We start from the raw sequence: 23,134 nt of genomic DNA on the forward strand, positions 1-23,134 counted from the left end.
ATAGTTTAATAAAATTGTAAATCTTACGACCTCTTAAAGAATATCATAAATCGAAATATTAATAAATGGCTAAGTCAACCGGAAAAGTAAAAACCAAGTCTGCAATTGAACCAGGTACAAGTCCGGTCGAAACCCCGGCTGGAAGCAATGCGGAAAATGTGCCGGGTCCGGTGTGGAATGCGGTAGAAGCGGTAAGCCGTTTTACAGATTTTGATATTCACCTTTTTCGCCAGGGGAAACATTTCAAACTATATGAGAAATTGGGTTCCCATGTGATGGAATTTAATGGCGTTGTAGGGACATATTTTGCAGTTTGGGCCCCTAATGCATCTTATATTTCAGTAATAGGAAATTTCAACGGCTGGAACAATTCCGGCCACGCGCTCACTACCCGTTGGGACAGCTCAGGCATCTGGGAAGGCTGGATTCCGAATGTTGGCGTTGGAGAAGTTTATAAATACTATGTCGTTTCTCAAAACGGACAGCATCTCGAAAAGTCGGATCCATTTGCGTTATGGTGTGAAGTTGCGCCGCGTACCGCTTCCATCGTTTGGGACACGTGGTATGAATGGGAGGATGCGGATTGGATGAAAATCCGCAAGGAAAAGAACAAACTTAATGCACCTATTTCAGTATATGAAGTGCATCTCGGTTCCTGGCAACGCGATCCGTCGGACCCGGAAAGATATCTGACATTTAAGGAAGTTGCAGTCGGTTTAGTACCATATGTAAAGGAAATGGGCTTCACGCACGTCGAGCTGATGCCTATTATGGAGCATCCTTATCCGCCTTCGTGGGGTTATCAGATCACCGGCTACTTTTCAGTCGCTTCCCGGATGGGTACGCCACAGGAATTGATGTATCTGATCGACCAGCTTCACCAGGCAGGAATTGGGGTTTATATGGACTGGGTACCATCCCATTTTCCGGGAGACGCGCATGGCTTGTTCCGTTTTGATGGTACTGCTTTATATGAGCATGAAGATCCACGCAAAGGTTATCATCCGGACTGGAAGAGCTATATTTTTAATTATGGAAGAAATGAGGTGCGTTCGTTCCTGATCAGCAATGCTATTTTCTGGCTGGATCGCTACCATACCGACGGACTTCGCGTGGACGCGGTTGCTTCCATGCTATATCTCGATTATTCAAGAAAACATGGGGAATGGATTCCCAATGAATTTGGCGGCCGGGAAAACCTGGAAGCCATTTCTCTGCTACGTGAAATGAATGTAGCAGCTTATACAGAATTTCCTGATACCCAAACCATTGCAGAAGAATCAACTGCCTTTCCCGGCGTCTCGCGGCCCGTTTTCGTAGGTGGACTTGGCTTTGGAATGAAGTGGATGATGGGGTGGATGAATGATACCCTGAAATATTTTGAGAAAGACTCTGCATTCCGCAAATGGCACCAGGATCAATTGACCTTTAGCCTGGTATACGCATTTTCAGAAAACTTCATGCTGCCTTTTTCGCATGACGAGGTAGTTTATGGAAAAAAATCGCTGATTAATAAAATGCCGGGGGATGAATGGCAGAAATTTGCCAATCTGCGACTGATGTTCTCCTATATGTTTACGCATCCCGGGACTAAGCTGATTTTTATGGGTGGGGAATTTGGACAGACATCCGAATGGAATTTTCAGCAAAGTCTGGACTGGCACCTATTGCAATCCGCGCCTCATATTGGTATGAAGGAATGTGTAAAGGCATTAAATCAGCTTTATAAAACAGAACCTGCCATGTTTGATTTTTCATTCTCCCACGAAGGATTTGAATGGATCGACACACAGGATCGGGAAAATTCTGTACTGGTTTTCGCAAGAAAGTCTTCGGACCCAACAAAAAATTTAGTAGTAGTACTCAATTTAACGCCAGTTCCGAGAAAGGGTTACAGAGTAGGGGTGATATCCGATGGCAGTTGGCAGGAGATTTTCAATTCTGATGCCCAGACATTTGGCGGAAGCGGGGTTATCAATTATGATCCGATCCCTTCTGAAAATCATCAGTGGCATGGTAAGGCCAATTCGCTGACCCTGGATCTCCCGCCTATGGGTGCGCTGGTATTGAAAAAGGAAAAATCAATAGGCTAATGGGTCACGCTATGTATCGCGGTAGTCAGACCGTTAGCTTAATTTGTTAATATTCGTAAGGCAGAGAACGACATCTCTGCCTTATTTTTTTGCACATTTCTTTACCTTTGCCCATCAAATCATCAGGAATCAAATGAGGAGCAGCCGATTAATAGTACTTTTTGTTTTTATAAGTTCATTCTCAGCATTTTCACAAAGTCTTTCGCGGGTTTCATCCGGAATCGATATGGGGGTAGGTTATCAGGATGCGGTGTGGGTGCCTTCCATTACATATCATCAGGAGTTAAGCCTGACTAATTTCTCCTGGTTTAGGATTGGCTGGGGTGTCAGGGCCTGGGGATATTATGCAGGCCGTACCAACCTTGTTCCTCAAAATTCAGCTTTTTCTGATGACACCTTAAAATTCGGCAAGATCACTTCGAATGGCGCGAGCTTTTTACTAGGTGCCAATTTCCGGTTGTGGAAATTTGATATCGGTGCGAATACGGATCTGGTTGGTTTTGCATTTGGGGTCAAACGGCGGGGTCTTTACACAAAATCGACCCTTTTTGAGGGTGAGGGCGCTGAATACTATAACGATTATGTCCCAAGCGGCCCCAGCACATTCAATGTGCTTCCCCTGGCACTCGATAAGCAAAACGGGCAATCGGAACTGTTTGTACGTTACTGGATAACTGATCGGATCGGTTTAAAATTGGGGTATGTGCATGGAAGGGTAACGTATAGCAGCGATGTTAAGCTTGATAATGGTCAAAAGCGCTTTTCCACCAGTTATGGCGTACCCTACGCCGCGGTTTCATTTCCTTTATATAATTAATACTGTTTTTAATGAGTATTGAGAAACTGGTTGACGCTCATAAATACAAGTTGTGGAAGGGCAACCTGGAAAAAAATGGTCTGGATGTCCATGGCGTGGATGAAATTTATACGCGGTACAATGGACATGGCGAAGTACTTTTTTCTTTATTAATGACCGACGCTACAACCCCAGAAGGAAACAAGATTCCACCAATATGCTTTTTAAAAGGCGAGGTTGTGAGCGTTTTGGTATGCTTTATAGATTCATTAACAAAGGAAAAACACCTCCTGCTCGTCCAGCAGCGCAGGATTTGTGACGGGTCTATGACATACGAACATCCGGCCGGTATGCTCGACAGTGAAAGCGATGCGGGAGCAGTCGCTGCTCGCGAGGTGTTTGAAGAAACAGGCATTGAAGTCAGTGTATCACAACTTGTAAAAGTAAATGACAGCCCATATTACCCCTCCACCGGCACGAGCGATGAGGCGATGTATATGTTCTATTGCGAGCTGGAACTTTCATCGGGCGAAATCAATGCATACCACAACAAAGTACAGGGAATGCTTTCCGAACATGAGTATATCAACACGTTTGTGGTTCCATTTGCTGAGGGACATCGCCTGATTACCAATGTAAACGGCGTTTTGCTGGACTACCTCTACCTGAAAGGCGTGGAAGACTGGGAGCTCCTCAAAAAATTATAGAGCCCGGTTTGAATCAAAAATTTCCAAAGTAATTACCAATCCTTTTGGTCAAAAATTAAATTACGGCCTATATTTGCACCCCGTTACAGGTTCATGGCCTGCATCAGCACCCATAGTTCAATGGATAGAATTTCGGTTTCCGGTACCGACGATATGAGTTCGAATCTCGTTGGGTGCACCAGATAGCTTATCAAAATCAATCAAAACCCTGCAAATCAATGATTTACAGGGTTTTTGTTTTTTGGGAAAGGGTCAAAATATGCAATTGTTTACAAAATTCTGGTGAGTAATTCGAGAGTCAGCTCAAATGGGAGTATTGACTCACCAGAAGTGGCGTAAAGTATTGTATGACAGCTAGTTTACCTCGTAAACATCTTGATTTTTTTGCGCTGCAAACCTACTTTTATTCACATAAAAAAAGTATGGTATGCTTAGTAAAACATTTAATCTGCTCTTTTATTTAAAGAAGCCTAAGAACTATTTAAATGGCAAGATGCCCATTTACTTACGCATCACAACGGATGGCGGCCGTTTTGAACTGGCTGCAAAAAGGGATTGTGAACCGGAGAAATGGAATCCGGCATCGGGAAGGATGGCCAGTACGAAACCTGACGTTCGAAGTGCGAATGCATATCTGGACACTCTGCAGACCAAGGTGTATGAAGCTCATCGGAAACTTATTGATTCTGGCAGGGAAGTAAGCGCGGAATCAATCAAAAATGTGCTGCTTGGGATAGATGATCGTCCGAAAATGATTATGGAAATCTTCTATGAACATAACAAAGAAATGTTCGCGCTCATAGGAAAAGATTTTACAAAGAGCACTTATAACCGTTACGAGGCAGCATTTAGAAATGTGAAGGAGTTCTTACTTTTTAAGTACAAAGCCTCGGATGTAAGCCTAGATAAATTGGATTACAGTTTAATCTCGGCCTACTCTTTTTACCTAAAAGGGAAAAGGAATATTTCCCATAATACCACAATGAAATACCTCGTGTATTTTAAGAAGATAGTCCTGCTTTGTGTAAAAAGCGGATGGATCGTCCGTGATCCTTTTTTCGCTTTTAGCATGGCTAAACAAGAAGTGGATAGGCGGCCACTGGATGAGATCGAGCTTGCTGCAATAGTTGAAAAAAAATTCACGAACGAAAGATTGCGGAAAGTTCGAGATATTTTCGTCTTCTGCTGTTATACTGGACTTTCGTATGTCGATGTTCAAAAATTGAAGCGATCAGAGATGATTGATGGCTTTGATGGCAGGAAATGGCTGTCCATAAAACGACAAAAGACGGATACGCCCTCCAAAATTCCTTTGTTGCCAGTTCCTTTAAAGATCTTGGAACGATATTCGGAACATATTCAATGCATCAGTCAAGATAGATTATTACCTGTAATGACAAACCAGAGAATGAATTCCTATTTGAAGGAAATTGCGGACGTACACTCGGTAATTGGTAAAGGAGATTGTTAATTTAGAAACTTAACGCAGCCGGTCATAGACCAAATGAGCTGATCCGTAAATATTCCTTTCCCAGAGCCTGGGGAAGCATGCTTTTTACATCATAATGATGCGTTTCCAGCACAGCGGCCAGGTGATAGACGTACACTACGGTAATGGCATTGCGCATTTGGACAGTTCCTGTAAGAAATAATCTCTCGGCAACAGCGAAACATTTTTTTGCCCGCTCCATTTTGCCGGTCAAAACCAGCCTCAAGGTCAGGTCTGCAAACTTTTGCATTTGGTCATAGATTCCCAGTTTTAAGCGCTTTTTCATTTGATTAATGCATTTTTAAAGTAATTTTTGAAAAATATAACCGGATTATTGCTGGCTGAAATATTCGGATAATGGGCCCAAAGCGTACACCGGGAAGGAAGAAAGGGCATTCAAAATGATAATGGTCAAAAAGAGGAATATTCCAAAAGTGGTGCTTTCTACTTTCAATGTTCCAGCCGTACTTTCCACGGCTTTACGTTTACTAAGCATCCAGCCAATGGATAAGGCGGCGATGATCGGTACAAAACGGCCTGTTAACATCGCCAGTGAGGTTGACAGGTTCCAAAAAGGGGTGTTGTCGCCAAGCCCTTCGAAACCGCTCCCGTTTCCTGCCACTGAGGAGACATACTCATAAAACATGGTCGATAACCCATGCGGCCCCTGATTGGAAAGCCATCCCAGATCATTGGTTGCTGCTGGGTCAAAATTGTAAACGTAGCACGCTAAGCCAGCGAGCACCATCGGTACCAGTATCTGGGCCACACTGGCAATCACAGCAAGCTGTATTTCACGGATCCCAAGCTTTCTGCCCAAGACTTCCGGCGTTCGGCCGATCATCAGGCTGCCCAGAAATACGGCAACCACCAAGTAGAGGAACAAATTGATCCAGCCCGTACCGAGGCCGCCAAAAAAACAGTCAATCTGCATGGCGATCAGCATAAATAGCCCAGAAAGTGGCATAAAACTGTCATGCATGCTTGCAATGGTCCCGGCAGGCACAGAAGCATTTTCGCCCGCATATAGCGCTGAGTAAAAGCTTCCGTACCGGACTTCCTTCCCCTCCATATTGCCACCGGAAATGTCTATCCCCATCGCGCCTATATTTGGATTGCCACGGATTTCCTGGTAAATAATCGGAATACAGACCATTATAAAGCCGGCGATCATCACAGCGAAAATCATCTTGGCGAATGCGTGGTTTTTCAAGTAAAAACCAATAAAAAAGACAAATGCGAGCGGCAGCAGCAGTACGATGATATAATGGATGACAAAGGAGATTTGATCAGGGTTTTCGAATGGGTGCGCGTCGTTGGTACCGTAGTAGCCCCCACCATTGGAGCCCAGTTCTTTAATCGATATCATGGCCGCAACAGGACCACTCGCAACGATAGTGGTGTCCCCCTGCATGGAAACCACTTGTTGGGCCGGATCAAAAGTCATCGGCATTCCCCTGAAAAGGAAAAAAACTGACACCAAAACGCTTAACGGAAACAGGATCCTGGTTGCGGAACGGACAAAATCAAAATAGAAGTTTCCCAACCCGGCGTCCGTTTTTGCTAGTGAACGTACCACGGCCACACCTACCGCCAGGCTTGCAGAAGCGCTTACAAATTGCAAGAACGTAAATACGGCAAGTTGGGAGAAGTAAGTGGCACCCGATTCACCCGAATAATGCTGAAGATTGGTACTGGTAATGAAGCTGATGGCCGAGTGCAGGGCCAAAGTCCAGTCCATAGAAGGGTTGCCTGCCGGGTTTAACATCAGATCACCTTGAAAGAGCAGGATAAAGAAAGCGTAAACCAACCAGACCAGGTTGAGCAGCAAAAAAGCGGTAAGATACTGTTTTAACCCCATCTCGGCATGAGGATCAATCCCGAGCCATTTGAAGATCCTGTCTTCCACAGGTTCGAAGAAGTCCGAGAAGCTTTTTTGCTTTGAGTAGACCTGGCTCATGTATTTTCCCAAGGGCCAGGAAAATAGTGCTACCACTGAAAACAGTATCAGTGATGCCGGTAGATTGATTTCGTCCATGGTTACCGGAAATAAATACGGCAAACGAATGCCGCTATGGTTATGAACGAAAGTAAAACTACCAAAAGAGGGAAAGGCTTTAACAGAGGCCGTCGCTTGGGTTTCATAACAAATTGTTTTAGTTGGATAAAAACAAATAATGGTTTGCCAACAGGAGTTGCAATTATGGCTCCAACGATATTGAATGATATATATAATGCTGATAATGAACCTTTTAATTTGTTTGTTCCGCCAAAGGCTCCTGTAAATGGCCTATCAAAATGTTTGCGGCTTCTCAAAATGATAAGGTAGCAGCCAAGCCCAGATCAGACGGAAAAGTCGGTAGAAGAAGATGATTCTATCAAAGTGGAATGCTTTATCATTTTGATAGGCCGAAATCAGCCAGTGAGATTCTTGAATTTACATAATATTCTAATAATCAAGTAATTACATTTATAGTAGTAAAGAGGAATAATGTTTGTATCCTATTCACCTATGACAAATTACAGACAGTATGCTGCATGTCGAGTTCGAAAAGCTAACCAGTTTCTACATTGAAGACGGTATTAATTATTGATGATGAAGATAAACTACGTTCCCTGCTTTCAAGGATCATCAAAGCCGAGGGGTTCGAAGTATTGGAAGCCTCTGATTGCAAATCGGGGCTGAGGCAGATGGAAAACCAGGATATCGACGCTGTTTTATGTGACGTAAGGCTTCCGGATGGCAATGGTGTGGAAATGATCGGATTGTTAAAGGCCAAAAATCGTTTGGCCGAAATTGTACTTCTTACAGCCAATGGGAACATTGGTGACGGGGTACAGGCGATAAAAAATGGCGCCATGGATTATATCGTGAAAGGGGACGACAACGATAAAATCCTGCCGCTGCTATCAAGGGCGGTAGAAAAGGCACATTTGGAAAAAAAGGTCCGCAAGCTGGAAGCTATTGTATCTACTAAGTTTTCATTTGATTCCATTATCGGGGAGTCACAGGTTTTGAAAGACGTCATCGGGCTTGCTAAAAAAGTCTCTCAAACAGATACCGTGGTATTGCTGACCGGAGAAACAGGTACTGGCAAGGAGGTGTTTGCGCAGGCGATCCATCATAATGGCGCTAGGGCCGCTAAAAATTTTGTGGCCCTAAATTGCAGCGCTTTTGGCAGGGAAATGATGGAAAGTGAATTGTTTGGCGATAAGCAAGGCGCTTTTACAGGCGCTTTCCGTGACAAGAAAGGGCTTTTAGAGGAAGCGCACAACGGTACCTTATTCCTGGACGAAATTGGTGAAATGCCACTGGAGCTACAGGCTAAACTGCTCAGGGTATTGGAAACCCACGAATTTATCAAGGTAGGCGATACCAGGCCAACCAAATCAAATTTTCGACTGATCGCCGCCACAAACAGGGATTTGAAGGCTGAATCCGAACAAAAAAAATTCCGGGCAGACTTATACTTCCGCCTGAACGTATTCCAGATACTGCTCCCACCGCTTCGGGAGCGGGTGAAGGATATTGCCTTGCTGGTTAATTTTTTCTTGAACCATTTCGCTGAGCAGACTAACAAGAAAAACCTGGGTTACTCCAAAGATTTCCTCAAACGCCTGGAAAGTTATGAATGGATTGGAAACATCCGTGAGCTCAAAAACGCGATCGAAAGGGCCGTCATTGTTAGCGACCAAGAGCTGCAGCCAGAAAGCCTTCCCTTTAACATCCAGCAATCTATTCCGTCCAAAAGCCATCATCTTTCGGCTTTTTCGATGGCAAGCATTGAAAAACTGCATATTCAAAAGGTATTAAATTACTGTCATGGAAACAAGGCAGAGACAGCGCGGTTACTTGAAATAGGGATCGCCACCTTATACCGGAAGATTGAAGAATATGGGATCCAGAAACAGGCGCATTGAAGCTGGCGAAGAGCACAAACCCGTAGTATTCTTTTGATAACGACTTCTCATTTTGATAGGCTTTTTCGTAATAAAATTTCGCCATTCACTATTTTAATTGCCTGAATAACAGTGTAATGAATGAAATGTTTTCAGAATGGTATGTAATTGGTATGCCTTAGTCTAAACAAGTAAAAAGTAATGAAACCAATATATCAATTAAAAAGAGGGCGGCTTTACTCAGGTAGAAAGTCCAACTCTTTGGTAATGCTGTTGGCCATCTATATGCTGGCTGCCATTACGGGCATGATTTACCGAATTCTAACTTAAAATCATATACCATGTTAACAATCCTCTTAGTGGCCGCAGGCAGTTTATGCTTCGTGCTTTTTTACGCAACAGTCAATTTTTTCGAAAAAATCTAGAAACTATGGCAGCATTATTCATTGTATCCATCGGCGTGTTTTTCTATATGTGTTACGTATTGATCAAACCCGAAAAATTCTAACTCCACCGGTCATGGCAGCAGGAAATGATAAGACAAAAAACAAAAATGAATTATGGGAAATACTGACCATTATTCTGATCTGGCTTATAGTCATTTCAATTGTCTATGTCATTTTCTGGAAAGTCAGGATCGCAATCAATCTTTAAAAAAATGAACACAGAAATTTTAGGCGTCATTGCCATGTATGCAATCACCATCCTGATGGCAATCCCATTTGGTAAGTACATTGCAAAAGTCTACGCAGGCGAAAAAACGCTGCTGGACCCGGTTTTCAATCCTATTGAAAATTTATTTTTTCGAATTAGCTCAATAGATCGAAAGGTAGAAATGAACTGGAAGCAACACATGGTTGCCTTGCTGACAATCAATTTTGTCTGGTTCTTGCTGGGTATGTTTGTCCTGATGAACCAGGGCTGGCTGCCATTAAACCCGGATGGTAACCCCGGACAAAGTGCCGATCTGGCATTTAATACCAGCATTTCCTTTGTGGTCAATTGTAACTTGCAGCATTACTCGGGTGAAAGTGGCGTGAGTTATTTATCACAGCTGTTTTTAATGTTCCTGCACTTTGTCAGCGCGGGAACGGGTATGGCCGCAGCGGTGGTATTGTTTATCGCTTTAAAGGAAAAGACGGCTGAAAAGCTGGGCAACTTTTATAACCTGATGGTTGTCTCATGTACCCGCATCCTTTTGCCTGCATCAATCCTGGTGGCAACCATTCTTGCCTTCAATGGCATGCCCATGACTTTCGAAGGGAAGGACAGTATCATTACCATGCAGGGCGACACCGTAGGCGTTTCCACCGGCCCGGTAGCGGCTTTTATTGCCATTAAGCACCTGGGCACAAACGGCGGCGGATTTTACGGTGCCAATTCAGCGCACCCGCTTGAAAACCCCAATTACCTGACCAACATGGTCGAAATGTTTTCTCAAATGATTATCCCGCTGGCTATGATTTTTTCGCTCGGCTACTTTTTGAAAAGAAAGAAAATGGCCTGGATGATTTTCGGCGTGATGACCGTTGGGTTTCTAGTACTGTGCGTACCAACGATTATCTGGGAAGTCCAGGGTAACCCGGCCCTCGCTCAAATGGGTGTCGACATGGGCGCTGGTGCCATGGAAGGAAAGGAGACGAGAATAGGTAGTGCAGCTTCCGGCTTTTGGAGTATAGCCACCACCGTTATATCAACAGGCTCAGTCAACGCGATGCACGATAGTTCGATGCCGCTATCGGGAATGATGCAGATGCTATCCATGATGACCAACGCCTTCTATGGGGGCTGTGGCGCGGGGATATTAAACTTCTTCATTTTTATCATCCTGGCGGTCTTCATCAGCGGTCTGATGGTCGGGCGTACGCCGGAGTTTCTGGGTAAAAAGATCGAAGGGCGCGAAATGAAAATTGCGATGATCGTAGCGCTTTTACATCCCTTGCTGATTTTGGCAGGTACTGCTCTTGCTGCCGCGTTTCCTGCAATTACTTCGGCAAACCTGAACAATCCAGGCTTCCACGGATTTAGCGAAATGCTCTATGAATATACATCATCGGCAGCCAACAACGGCAGTGGCTTCGAAGGACTTGGCGACAACAACCCCTGGTGGAACATTACCACGGGCTTTGTTTTGATCCTTTCCCGCTTCATCCCGATCATTGGGCCGGTTGCGATTGCAGGACTTTTGGCCAAGAAAAAATATATCCCGGAAAGTGCTGGTACGCTCCGTACAGATTCAGCGACATTCGGGATGATGGTTTTGGCCGTGATCGTTATCATTACCGCATTGTCATTCTTCCCATCGCTGACATTAGGGCCAATTGCAGAATATTTTAGTATGCGTTAATCAAACCTGATAAAATTAAATAACAGCTAGCAGCCAAAGCCAATCGCTAACCGCTAATAGCTAATAGCTCCAAAACAATGAAAAATCAAAATGCATCCTTGTTCCAAAAGGATCTGGTGAACGAAGCTTTAAAGCAGTCATTCATCAAACTTAACCCCCGGGTCTTGTTCCGCAACCCGGTCATGTTCACTGTCGAGATCGGTACATTCGTCATGTTTGCCGTCTGTATCTGGATCTTGTCAGGAAACACCACGCAGGGCAGTTTCGGTTATAATTTTGTGATCTTTCTGATCCTGCTGCTTACATTGCTGTTTGCAAACTTTGCCGAAGCAATTGCAGAAGCCAGGGGAAAAGCCCAAGCCAATAGCTTGCGTAAAACGCGTGAAGAGACGCCTGCCAAACTGGTCACTGATAACAAACCGGGCTTTGGCGTAGCGACCCAAAGTGTGATGTCGGCCCAGATGAAAAAGGGCGATGTCTTCATCTGCGAAGCAGGGGATAACATACCAACCGATGGTGAGATCATCGAAGGTTTGGCAACGATAGACGAAAGCGCCATCACCGGCGAATCAGCCCCGGTCATACGGGAAGCGGGCGGTGATAAAAGCAGCGTGACCGGCGGTACGAAGGTGCTCTCTGACAAGATCAAGGTAATGGTCTCCACTGCGCCCGGCGAAAGCTTTTTGGACAAAATGATCGCCCTGGTGGAAGGTGCAAGCCGCCAGAAAACGCCGAACGAAATCGCTTTGACCATCCTTTTGGCCGGATTCACCCTCGTGTTTGTGATCGTGTGTATGACGCTCAAACCCTTTGCGGATTACTCCAACACGCCCATTACGATTTCCGCCTTTATTTCGCTGTTTGTCTGCCTGATCCCAACGACAATTGGCGGCCTTCTTTCCGCCATTGGTATTGCCGGTATGGACCGGGCACTGCGTGCGAATGTGATCACCAAATCCGGTAAGGCTGTGGAAACAGCTGGTGACATTGATGTGCTTTTACTTGACAAGACTGGTACGATCACTATCGGTAACAGAAAGGCGACCCATTTTCATACTGCCAAGGGGGTTACCGATAACCACTTTATAAAAAACGCCGTGCTGAGCTCGATTGCAGATGAAACCCCGGAAGGTAAATCCATCCTGGAACTGGCCAATGCTTCACCTTCTACGTATCAGCTTAATGATCCAAAGTTTATCAAATTCACGGCCGAAACGCGTAGCTCAGGGGTCGATTTTGAGGATACGCGTATCCGGAAAGGTGCTTTTGACTCGATCCGCAACTTGGTAACCCAAGCTGGCAACCAGTTCCCATCTGAAATTGACGAAAGAGTAAAAATGATTTCCAATAATGGCGGCACGCCACTGGTGGTTTCTGAAAACGAGCGTGTACTGGGCGTGATCGAGTTGCAAGATATCATTAAGCCTGGTATCAGCGAGCGTTTTGAGCGCCTTCGTAAAATGGGTGTCAAAACGGTGATGGTGACGGGTGATAACCCACTGACTGCCAAGTTTATTGCTGAAAAAGCTGGTGTAGACGACTTTATCGCCGAAGCCAAGCCGGAGGACAAAATGAATTACATCAAAAGGGAGCAGGAAGGCGGTAAGCTGGTCGCGATGATGGGCGACGGTACCAACGATGCTCCTGCACTTGCACAAGCCGACGTTGGTGTGGCCATGAACAGCGGGACACAAGCTGCCAAGGAAGCAGGTAACATGGTGGACCTGGACAACGACCCTACCAAGCTGATCGAGATCGTTGAGATCGGAAAACAGCTTTTGATGACACGCGGGACCTTGACCACGTTTTCGATTGCTAATGACGTGGCTAAATATTTCGCCATCATCCCGGCATTGTTTATCGCAAGTATACCGGCGCTGCAAGGCTTGAACATCATGGGCTTGAACAGTCCTCAAAGCGCGATCCTGTCAGCGGTGATCTTCAATGCGGTTATCATTCCATTTTTGATCCCGCTGGCTTTGAAAGGGGTCGCTTACAAGCCTATCGGTGCAAGCGCGCTGTTGAGAAGGAACCTTTTCATCTACGGGCTGGGTGGTATTCTGGTCCCGTTTGTCGGCATCAAAGTGATTGACCTGGTAGTCAGTATTTGGATTTAGAAAATAATAAAAAATTAATAGCATACTAGCTAAAAGCTTCAAATCATGAAAACGAACATATTTCCCGCAATTAAACTGACCATCATTACTCTGATCTTTTTCAGCGTGGTGTACCCGGCGCTGATCTGGGCTGTTGCCCAACTCGCCCCTAACAGTGGTCACGGTGAAGTGGTTACCGCCAATGGTAAAAAATACTACTCCAATATTGGCCAGACTTTCACCGAAGACCAATATTTCAACAGCCGTCCGTCCGCAGTGGGCTACAACGCTGCTGGTAGCGGTGGCAGTAATAAGGGGCCTTCCAACCCGGAATATCTTTCGGTGGTGCAGGCCAGGATTGATACATTCCTGGTACATAATCCTGGGGTTAGCAAAAAAGACATTCCTGTTGAGCTGGTAACTGCCAGTGGCAGCGGGCTTGATCCGGACATTTCCCCAAAAGCTGCCCTGGTACAGGTTAAAAGAATTGCAGCTGTACGCAAGGTAGCCGAAGAGAAAGTCAAACAAATCATTGATTCGAACACTGAGAAACCATTGCTTGGCCTGTTCGGACCTGAGAAAGTGAATGTGCTCAGCTTGAACATTGCACTGGAAAAACTTTAAGATTAAACCTTTGGCCCCTACAAGCAGCGACGCGGGGGCCTGGGTCCTTTAATAGCGCCGCTACATTTATTTACACTACCATTTTAATGAAAAGTCTATTATTAAGCGCATTGGGGTTAGCTTTTTTGAACCCCGTTATGGCACAGGATTCGACAGAAACTGCAAATCCTTTAACGATCAGTGGCTACGCCGAAGCCTATTACAATTATGATTTTAACAGGCCACTTAACAACACGGCACCTGGCTTTCTTTACAACTTCAACAGGGCAGGGGAAGTCAACCTGAACCTGGGGTTTATCAAGGCTAACTACACCACAGAGCGGGTAAGGGGCAATCTGGCGCTAGCCACAGGAACGTACATGAATGCAAATTATGCAGCCGAACCAGGCGTGCTGAAAAATATTTACGAAGCTAATGTTGGTGTGAAGATTGCGAAAAACAGCAATTTGTGGATCGACGCTGGTATTATGCCGTCTCATATTGGGTTTGAAAGCGCGATCGGAAAAGATAACTGGGCAATGACAAGGAGTTTGGTTGCAGAAAACACCCCCTATTTTGAATCAGGGGTGAAGCTGGGCTTTACCACCAAAGACGAAAAGCTATATCTGTCGGCGATGTATTTGAACGGTTGGCAGCGCATCCAAAGGGTTGACGGTAATACCACGCCAGCATTTGGTACTCAGATTACTTACAAGCCAGCCGCAACGGTAACTTTGAATTACAGCACATTCATTGGAAATGATAAGCCGGACAGTTTACGCCTGATGCGTTACTACCACAACTTTTACGGCATATTCCAGCTCAGCGAAAAATTCGGTTTGACGGCAGGGTTTGATTACGGTACCGAGCAAAAGGCAAAAGGCAGCAGCAATTATAATAATTGGTTTGTGCCGGTGTTAATTGCACGCTATTCGCCTTCGCCCAGGGTCAATATTGCTGCGCGTGGTGAGTACTTCCAGGATAAAAACGGCGTGATCATTGCCACCGGGACGGAAAACGGTTTTCAGACCTTTGGCGTTTCGGCCAATATTGATTACGCGATTTTCCCAGGTGTGCTCTGGCGTGTTGAAGCGAGGAACCTGAGCAGTAAGGACCGTATATTTTTAGAAAGAGCAACCTCGGACGGGGCAGAAGGTGCTTCCAAAAAAGACAACTTCTTTTTGACAACTTCGATATCTGTTGCATTCTGATTTTATGCCGGGCCATAGGCCCGGCATTTAACTTTACACTATAAATGATCACACAATTTCAGGTAGATTATTTTTTTGCTTAACCCTGGTTACTAAGCCATTATTATTTTTAATTATAGCCAACAAAGATGTCTGAAACCAGTCCGAATGCACAGCACTTCTTGGACCTGATCAAAAGGTCCCGGCGTGGAAAGTTCAAGATCTATATCGGCATGAGCGCCGGTGCAGGAAAAACCTTCCGTATGTTGCAAGAAGCGCACGCACTGCTTCGAAATGGTATTGACGTCAAGATCGGATATATAGAGACCCATAACCGGAAAGAGACGCACGATTTGCTCGAAGGGCTGCCGGTTATTCCCCGTAGAAAATTGTTTTATAAAGGAAAGGAGCTCGACGAGCTGGATGTACAGGCTGTGATCAGCCTTCGTCCCGAGGTGGTGATTGTCGATGAGCTGGCCCATACCAACATTGAAGGCAGCAAAAATGACAAACGCTGGCAGGATGTGCTCGAAATCCTGGACGCGGGGATCAATGTGATCAGCGCGGTGAATATCCAGCATATTGAGAGCCTGAATGAAGAGGTCAAGGAAATCACGGGCGTTGAAGTAAAAGAACGGATCCCGGACAGCGTGCTGGGCGCGGCAGATGAAGTAGTCAATATAGACCTTACGGCCGATGAACTGATCACGCGGTTAAAGGAGGGCAAAATTTACAAGCCCGAAAAAATACATACTGCGCTCAACAACTTCTTTAAAGCAGACCATATCCTGCAACTTAGGGAGTTGGCCTTAAAAGAAGTGGCCAGCCAGGTGGAGAGGAAAGTTGAGTCTGAAATACCAAAAATGGTCGCCTCGCGCCGCGAAAAATTCCTTGCCTGCATCAGTAGCAATGAGGGCACAGCGCGCCATGTGATAAGAAAAACAGCCCGTCTGGCCAGTTATTACAACAGCAAGTGGTTGGTGTTATATGTTCAGACGCCCAATGAAAGTCAGGATAAGATAGCGCTGGACAAACAAAGGCATCTGATCAATAACTTTAAATTGGCCACCGAAAAGGGCGGCGAGATTGTACGGGTGCAAAGCGCCAACATTTCTGAGGCTATTATTGAAGTGGCAGAGCAGCGTGAGATCACGACAATATGCTTGGGTAAGCCACACATTACGCTTATAAAGGTCATTTGGGCCACCAACCTCTTTAACAACCTTTTGAAAAAGCTGTCTTCCTCCAACATTGACCTTGTAATCCTATCCTGAGCAAGAATAACATTTGAGCCGAAAATGAAAATAAAGAACAAACTGAGACTAGGGCTGGGGACCCTTTTTTTTCTGATACTTGCCTTAGGTTTGATTGCAGCCAAACACGTTTATATCCTTAAAGAGGACACAGAAAACATTCTGGCTGATAACTATAAAACCCTTGATTATGCGCAGCGCATGCTGCTTGCTGTGGATGAAATCAATACCAATTCAAAGGCATGGGAAATATTTGGTCAGAACCTGGCAAAACAAAAAAATAATGTCACAGAGGTAGGGGAGGCAGAAGCTACACAGAAGGTCCAGGACCACTTCGAGCTGCTCAAAGCAGCCCCCCGAAACAGCACATTACCTGGTTTAATACGAAAAGACCTGTCTGAGTTAGCCCAAATCAACATGCGGGCCATTCAAAAAAAGAGCGATATCGCTGTGGGTTCGGTCCGCTCAGCAATGGTTGGTATCGTTTTGACTGCAACATTGTCTATTTTGATTGCTTTGACACTACTGATCAACCTTCCTTCCAACATTGGTAACCCCATCCGGGAGCTTACAGAAAGCATTAGGGAAATTGCTGCTAAAAATTATTCCCAGCGTCTTCATTTCTCTGGGAAAGACGAGTTTGGCCAGCTGGCCAGTTCATTTAATTCCATGGCAGAAAAACTGGAAGAATATGACAGCAGTAACTTGTCACAAATCCTGATGGAGAAAAAAAGGACCGAAGCTTTGATCAACAACATGCATGAACCCGTCATTGGCCTGGATGAGAATAAAAATATTCTTTTCGCCAATAATGAAGCAGTCAAAATTACCGGGATGTCACTCGGGGACATGTTAGGAAAATCAGCGGTTGACTTGGCTGTTCAAAATGATTTGATCCGTGTTTTGATACAGGAGAAACAGGGTCACCACAATGGTATCAATTCCAATTCTGCTACGCCTTCACTGAAAATCTATGCGGACAACAAAGAAAGTTATTTCGAAAAAGAGGTCGTCGATATTACGATCATACCAACTGGGGAGCGCCTAAAAAAATTTATTGGCCAGGTAATCCTATTGAAAAATATTACCCCATTCAAAGAACTCGACTTTGCCAAAACCAATTTCATCGCAACGGTTTCCCATGAGCTAAAAACACCTATTTCGTCTATTAAAATGAGTTTGCAGCTCTTGGAAAGCCAGCAGACTGGCGCCCTTAACGAAGAGCAAAAGCAGCTGATGGAAAGCATTAAGGAAGACAGTAACCGTCTTTTGAAAATTACAGGAGAACTGCTGAATATGTCCCAGGTCGAAACCGGTAATATCCAGCTCAATATCCAGCAAAGCAGTCCGTATGCGATCATGCAGTATGCCCTGGATGCCGTAAAGCTTCCTATGGAGCAGAAGGAGATAGAACTGGTGGTGGAAACGGATGAAAATTTGCTTGATGTGAAGGCTGACATGGAAAAAACAGCCTGGGTGCTGATCAACTTTCTGACCAATGCGATCCGCTACTCCCAGCAAGAAGGGAGACTAGTTATCGAGCTTAGGGATGATGATAAAGCGGTCAAGTTCTCAGTGCGGGATGAAGGTAAAGGCATCGACAGCCGTTACCGAAACAAAATATTTGACAGGTATTTCCAGGTACCAGGTAGTTCAAAGACGGGAACAGGGTTAGGGCTTGCAATCAGCAAGGAATTTATAGAAGCCCAGGGTGGGGCCATAGGTGTTACCAGCGAGATCGGCATGGGCAGTACCTTCTATTTTGAACTGGCAAAAGCCTAGTCAGTATCACTTTGATAACGCTTATCAAAATGGAATAGTACCGCACCGGCAAATGTTAATTTTAAAAGAATCAACTATCTGGTTATCAGATAGTTGATTCTTTTTTTGGTAGCGACTTGGCATTGGAATGACCTTTTAATATAGGTTATTAAAACAATCTGAAACTAAAAAAATGATCTCGCAGCATAAAGGAATCAATTTAAAAAAACCAGTATTTCAATCATGGCATACATCAAAACACACAATCACTTCGGCCCAAACAAGCCTAGGACAATTCAGTGGCTATATTCAGCGGCAAATGCCGCTGCAAGTAAACCCGAAACCGGGCCAGCAGAAGACTTTGGAAGGGATCAATGTCCGTCTGGCGACAGCCAAAGACGCCGTTTTTTCCAAAATGATCACCGATGAAATGTGCAGCTCTGCCCTTGCAAGAGGTTGCGGTATTTCAAGGCGCAGTCCGAGGGATATTGAGGCCAAAATGAAAGAAGGCAAGGCTGTTATTGCAGTGACACCTCAAAATGAGTGGGTAGGCTTTTCATACATTGAAACCTACGAAAGCAATGAATTTGTCTGTAACTCGGGGCTGATCGTGGCACCGGCCTACCGGAATTGTGGCGTGGCTAAGACCATTAAGCAAAGGATATTTGATCTGGCCAGAAGCTTATACCCCAATGCCAAAATATTCAGCATTACCACGGGCGGGGCAGTTATGAAGATGAACAGCCGACTTGGGTTTGAACCGGTAACTTATGGTGAAATTACCAGGGAGAAGAAATTTTGGGAGGGTTGCAAGAGCTGCGTCAATTACCAGACTCTTGTAGGCAAAGGGTACAAAAACTGCCTTTGTACAGCCATGCTTTTCAATCCCGCTGAGGAACTTGAAGAAGAAGAAATCGAGATGGAACCAGAACACTATAAATAAAAATGAGATGGAAAATATGAAATCTGTTAGCAAACCAATCCTGTATTTACATATGCTGAATGCCGCATCTTTTGCAGTAATCACTTATGCAGTAATTTTTTGCAGCATACATCTTAAAGGGCTTCCAGAGCAGCTGCACGTATCGCGCATGGCCGGGATAGGACGTGGGGGACTTGTCAATAAAAGCATTTTCTGGGATGACGTATATTTGATGGTGGCTTCGTACCTGGTCATTTCTTTAATATGCCTTTACTTACGGGTTATTCCCTTCCGTAACAACAAGGGGCACGCTATGGCAATAATGGCATCGCTGATGAACCTATGCATTTCTTCGATATTTGCAGTGGTCATCGTTGGCACATTAAAACAAGTGACCCATTAATGAGAAAAGTTTGATTCAAACGTTAAAAGAAGGAGCAAAGCAGCACGTTTAAATGCTGCCTTGCTCCTTTCCTGTTTGCGGATTAAAACTGACCTAAAAGCCATTATGATTAAAAATCAAAACAGGCGGCTTGTATGCGTACATATGCAGCTGTTTTTCTAGTATCATAGCGGCCAGCATTTTATGCATGTTCTGCATATTGTAACCCTTTTCCACCGAAATAAACACCTCATTACCATATTCACCAGTTGCTGCTGCACTCGGCTCTGTAGGTTGTTGCCGGTCTCTGCCCTCTAGTTCCTCAGGTTTTAAAAGATCTGTTTTGTTGTATATAAGTAAGGTAGCTATTTGGTCAGCACCTATTTCGGCGAGCGTTTTTTGAACGACCGCGATCTGCTCTTCACAGGCCGGATGGGAGATATCGGCAACATGCAGCAATATATCTGCTTCGCGCACTTCATCCAGTGTAGACTTGAACGAGTCGATCAGTAGTTCAGGCAGCTTACGTATAAAGCCAACCGTATCTGTAAGCAGAAATGATAAATTATCTATTTGCACATTTCTGACGGTGCTGTCAACGGTCGCAAAAAGCTCGTTTTTGATATAGACATCGGCCTTGGAAAGGTGACGCATCAGAGTGGACTTGCCGACATTGGTGTAGCCTACTAAGGTAACGCGCACGATACCGTTACGCTGTTGTCGCTGGGTAACACTTTGTTGGTCCGTTTTTTTAAGCTTGTCTTTCAGTAAAGCAATTCTGTCTTTCATCGTCTGACGACTATTTTCCAATTCTGTTTCACCACTTTTGCCCAATTTCCCATCGCTGCCCTGATTCCCTTCGGCGGGCTGGTTGCGTGCCAGCCGCGGGTAGAGATATTGTAACCGGGCCAGCTGCACCTGGAGTTTAGACCTGGCGGATGTTGCCCGTTTATTAAAAACCTCCAGAATGAGTAATCCCCTGTCCAGGATCCTCACATTTGGAAATGCCTTTTCAATGCTCCGGAACTGGAGTGGCGTCAACTCGTCATCATAAATGATCATATCTACTGGATATGCCAGGATATAACCCCTTAATTCTTCCAATTTTCCTTTCCCTGTATAAGTTCTGGCATCCGGATGAAGCAAATTTTGAGTGAATAAACAAACCGTTTCGATCCGGATAGTTTTGGCCAGAAATGATAATTCATCCAAATATTCCCATGTTTTGGCAGCGGCTTGCTTTTGCGAGCTTACAGCCACCAAAATAGCCCGACGCGCAGGTTCAGTAGTAGCCTGCAATTTTTCCTTTCTTCCCATTTGATTTGATATTTAACGCAGAGTTCCTTTTGTCCAACGGTCTGCTTAGCCAAATGGCTCAGGTATAATCTCATTCCAAAGGACGGTTAGAAGATTTTTTAGACGTAAGGCGCTGATAATAAGCCAATAGCTAAGAAAGCTTTGAAATCAGTTTAATCTCAATTTGATAGCCTGTATCATTTTGATATTTTTTCGGCCCGATTTGAATTCTGATTTTTATATTGCCGGGTCATTGCATCATTCTTATGCTGAAATCTTAGCTAACCATAACAAGTATATTTTGGACCAACACCACAACATCAAGGAGTTTCACAAGAAAGTTAAATTGGCGGGCGTGATGCTGGCGACGGGCATCGTGTTCGGGGATATCGGTACGTCCCCGCTGTATACGCTTAATGCACTGTTTCATTCCGGGGAAGTTGTCGAGCCGGCAAAGGCGCTCGGTATATTGAGCTGTATCATCTGGACACTGACCCTGCAGACCACGCTCAAATACATCATTATCACCCTTACAGCCGACAATAATGGCGAAGGAGGCATTTTCTCCCTTTACACCTTAATCCGCAGCTATTTCGGCAGATGGTCGGTAGTGCTGGCAGTAGTCGGGGGTGCATTTTTGATTGCTGACGGGATCATTACGCCACCAATCTCGGTAGCGTCGGCCATTGAAGGGCTGCAAAAATTCAACCCGGAGCTTAATACTGTGCCAATTGTCATTGTCATTATTATTTTTCTATTCCTGATCCAGCAGCTTGGCACCCAGCAGATCGGAAAGTTCTTTGGGCCGGTGATGCTGATCTGGTTTTCTTTTATCGGGGTGATTGGTTTGCTGTCGATCTTCTCATATCCATCGGTTATCAAAGCAATAAACCCTTATTATGCTTATGAGCTGCTGATGCGTTATCCTGGCGGTTTTTGGTTTCTGGGTGGTATATTTTTGTGTACCACCGGAGCAGAAGCCCTGTACAGCGACATGGGGCATGTGGGAAGGAACAACATCCGGGTCAGCTGGATTTACATTAAAATCGCGCTATTGCTTTCCTATGGTGGACAGACCGCCTGGCTCATCAATAACGGAGTTGCCAATGATCTGAGCCCGTTCTACAATATTGTCCCGGAGGTAATTTATATCCCTTCGGTGATATTAGCATCCCTGGCCACGGTCATTGCCAGCCAAGCCTTGATCAGCGGCTGCTTTACGCTGGTCAATGAGGCAATCCGTCTTGGTTTATGGCCCAGAAACCGGGTCGTTTTTCCAGGAACGATCAAAGGCCAAATGTATATTCCGTTTTTTAACTGGTTCCTGATGATCGCCTGTATCCTGATGGTGCTTCATTTCCGGGAATCAAAAAATATGGAAGCTGCATTCGGGCTTTCTGTTACATTGACTATGCTGATCACGACATTTCTTATCTCGCTGTATTTAAGGATAAGAAAGGTCCCTACCATCGTAATCGCGGGGATCACTGCGCTTTTTCTGGCCGTTGAAGTCTCCTTCCTGATTGCAAATCTTCAAAAACTTCATGAGGGAGGCTGGATCATGCTGGTCATAGGTGCGCTGCTTACCGGCGTTATGCTGATCTGGTATTATGGAAAGACTTCCCAGGACAAACTTATCGAGCGGACCGAATTATCGCCGCTTGTTTTACAAAAGTTAAAAGACCTGAGCACCAATACCAAGATCCGTAATCATGCTACCAACCTGATCTACCTGACTTCGTCGGATAATCCGGCAAGCGTCGAAAACAGGGTGCTTGATTCCATTTTTCAGGCACCCGCCAAGCGGGCTGATATCTACTGGTTTCTGCATGTGAAGGTGACAGATGAGCCCTATACAGTGCAGTATGAGGCCAGGGCCTTAGCTGTCAATGACGTCTACCACATTGTTCTGCATATTGGTTTTCGCGTAGAGCCGAAGGTGGACCTGTTTTTTCGCAAGATCGCCGCGGAGCTCATGGCAAAAGGAGAGCTGGATTATGAAAAGACCGAAGAGAAGAAGTATGATAATCAGGATTTTGGGGATTACCGGTTTGTGATGGCCAATTCATTTTTATCCTATGATAACAATCTGCCTTACTGGCGGAATTTTCTAATCAAATCCTATTACAACCTCAAATTGATAGGGGTGAGGGAGGATGTGAACTTCGGACTGGATGCAAGCAATGTCATCGTAGAAAGGTACCCACTTGTATTTGCCAAGGCCGACGAGATCAGCCTTGAACGGATTTAGCATCAAGCGGTCCTATATAACGAAATGTTGTAAATCGAATATGGACAG

19 protein-coding genes and 1 tRNA gene are annotated in these 23,134 nt (G+C 45.0%); 17 read left to right on the top strand and 3 right to left on the bottom strand.

Features of this window, described 5'->3' with window-relative positions; translation table 11 throughout:
- The first annotated feature begins 65 nt into the window (after nt 1–65).
- The 5 genes from glgB to FHS68_RS21230 all read left to right on the top strand — a co-directional run bounded on the left by glgB (nt 66) and on the right by FHS68_RS21230 (nt 5,067).
- Complete coding sequence (gene glgB, locus FHS68_RS21210; protein WP_167274538.1) at nt 66–2,093, top strand: 1,4-alpha-glucan branching protein GlgB; 2,028 nt, start codon at nt 66–68, stop codon at nt 2,091–2,093.
- 133 nt (nt 2,094–2,226) lie between these two features.
- A complete protein-coding gene (locus FHS68_RS21215) occupies nt 2,227–2,910 on the top strand; it encodes a hypothetical protein (RefSeq protein WP_167274540.1) in 684 nt (227 codons plus the stop codon).
- Between the two features lie 11 nt (nt 2,911–2,921).
- Nucleotides 2,922–3,596, top strand: a complete 675-nt coding sequence (locus FHS68_RS21220) for an NUDIX hydrolase (protein WP_167274543.1) — start codon at nt 2,922–2,924, stop codon at nt 3,594–3,596.
- Between the two features lie 106 nt (nt 3,597–3,702).
- Nucleotides 3,703–3,777: transfer RNA gene (locus FHS68_RS21225), tRNA-Arg, on the top strand.
- A gap of 246 nt (nt 3,778–4,023) precedes the next feature.
- Nucleotides 4,024–5,067, top strand: a complete 1,044-nt coding sequence (locus tag FHS68_RS21230) for a site-specific integrase (RefSeq protein ID WP_167274545.1) — start codon at nt 4,024–4,026, stop codon at nt 5,065–5,067.
- Nucleotides 5,068–5,089: 22 nt separating this feature from the next.
- On the opposite strand, the gene FHS68_RS21235 is transcribed toward FHS68_RS21230, so the two are convergent.
- Entirely contained in the window at nt 5,090–5,371 is a 282-nt protein-coding gene (locus FHS68_RS21235) for a DUF7674 family protein (protein ID WP_167274548.1), read from the bottom strand.
- Between the two features lie 45 nt (nt 5,372–5,416).
- The gene (gene kdpA, locus FHS68_RS21240) at nt 5,417–7,123 is read right to left on the bottom strand and encodes a potassium-transporting ATPase subunit KdpA (RefSeq protein WP_167274551.1); all 1,707 of its coding nucleotides are present in this window, start codon (nt 7,121–7,123) and stop codon (nt 5,417–5,419) included.
- Nucleotides 7,124–7,656: 533 nt separating this feature from the next.
- Between kdpA (FHS68_RS21240) and FHS68_RS21245 the strand changes: the two genes are divergently transcribed.
- The 11 genes from FHS68_RS21245 to FHS68_RS21290 all read left to right on the top strand — a co-directional run bounded on the left by FHS68_RS21245 (nt 7,657) and on the right by FHS68_RS21290 (nt 19,560).
- Nucleotides 7,657–9,006 (top strand): sigma-54-dependent transcriptional regulator, encoded by a 1,350-nt coding sequence (locus tag FHS68_RS21245; protein WP_167274553.1) that lies wholly within the window; start codon nt 7,657–7,659, stop codon nt 9,004–9,006.
- Between the two features lie 409 nt (nt 9,007–9,415).
- A complete protein-coding gene (locus FHS68_RS26845) occupies nt 9,416–9,493 on the top strand; it encodes a potassium-transporting ATPase subunit F (RefSeq protein WP_167274753.1) in 78 nt (25 codons plus the stop codon).
- Between the two features lie 11 nt (nt 9,494–9,504).
- Nucleotides 9,505–9,639 carry a hypothetical protein gene (locus FHS68_RS26610; RefSeq protein ID WP_262889607.1) on the top strand — a complete coding sequence of 45 codons (135 nt, stop codon included), beginning with the start codon at nt 9,505–9,507 and terminating at the stop codon, nt 9,637–9,639.
- 4 nt (nt 9,640–9,643) lie between these two features.
- The gene (gene kdpA, locus FHS68_RS21255) at nt 9,644–11,332 is read left to right on the top strand and encodes a potassium-transporting ATPase subunit KdpA (RefSeq protein ID WP_167274556.1); all 1,689 of its coding nucleotides are present in this window, start codon (nt 9,644–9,646) and stop codon (nt 11,330–11,332) included.
- A gap of 77 nt (nt 11,333–11,409) precedes the next feature.
- Nucleotides 11,410–13,449, top strand: a complete 2,040-nt coding sequence (gene kdpB / locus FHS68_RS21260) for a potassium-transporting ATPase subunit KdpB (protein ID WP_167274558.1) — start codon at nt 11,410–11,412, stop codon at nt 13,447–13,449.
- Between the two features lie 45 nt (nt 13,450–13,494).
- A complete protein-coding gene (locus FHS68_RS21265) occupies nt 13,495–14,052 on the top strand; it encodes a K(+)-transporting ATPase subunit C (RefSeq protein WP_167274561.1) in 558 nt (185 codons plus the stop codon).
- 86 nt (nt 14,053–14,138) lie between these two features.
- Nucleotides 14,139–15,242 carry a porin gene (locus FHS68_RS21270; RefSeq protein WP_167274562.1) on the top strand — a complete coding sequence of 368 codons (1,104 nt, stop codon included), beginning with the start codon at nt 14,139–14,141 and terminating at the stop codon, nt 15,240–15,242.
- A 128-nt stretch (nt 15,243–15,370) separates the two neighbouring features.
- Nucleotides 15,371–16,495, top strand: coding sequence for a sensor protein KdpD (locus FHS68_RS21275; protein ID WP_167274565.1), 1,125 nt, complete (start codon nt 15,371–15,373; stop codon nt 16,493–16,495).
- A 24-nt stretch (nt 16,496–16,519) separates the two neighbouring features.
- A complete protein-coding gene (locus FHS68_RS21280; RefSeq protein WP_167274567.1) occupies nt 16,520–18,256 on the top strand; it encodes an ATP-binding protein in 1,737 nt (578 codons plus the stop codon).
- Nucleotides 18,257–18,554: 298 nt separating this feature from the next.
- Entirely contained in the window at nt 18,555–19,178 is a 624-nt protein-coding gene (locus FHS68_RS21285; protein ID WP_167274570.1) for a GNAT family N-acetyltransferase, read from the top strand.
- Nucleotides 19,179–19,185: 7 nt separating this feature from the next.
- A complete protein-coding gene (locus tag FHS68_RS21290; RefSeq protein ID WP_167274572.1) occupies nt 19,186–19,560 on the top strand; it encodes a hypothetical protein in 375 nt (124 codons plus the stop codon).
- Between the two features lie 93 nt (nt 19,561–19,653).
- Here FHS68_RS21290 and hflX read toward each other — a convergent pair whose 3' ends face one another.
- Nucleotides 19,654–20,856 (bottom strand): GTPase HflX, encoded by a 1,203-nt coding sequence (gene hflX / locus FHS68_RS21295; protein WP_167274574.1) that lies wholly within the window; start codon nt 20,854–20,856, stop codon nt 19,654–19,656.
- A gap of 280 nt (nt 20,857–21,136) precedes the next feature.
- Here hflX and FHS68_RS21300 point away from each other — a divergent pair, with 280 nt between their 5' ends.
- Nucleotides 21,137–23,086 (top strand): KUP/HAK/KT family potassium transporter, encoded by a 1,950-nt coding sequence (locus FHS68_RS21300; RefSeq protein ID WP_229212003.1) that lies wholly within the window; start codon nt 21,137–21,139, stop codon nt 23,084–23,086.
- The last annotated feature ends 48 nt before the right edge of the window (nt 23,087–23,134 follow it).

It is taken from the genome of Dyadobacter arcticus, assembly GCF_011762185.1.
Taxonomy (GTDB): Bacteria; Bacteroidota; Bacteroidia; order Cytophagales; family Spirosomataceae; genus Dyadobacter; species Dyadobacter arcticus.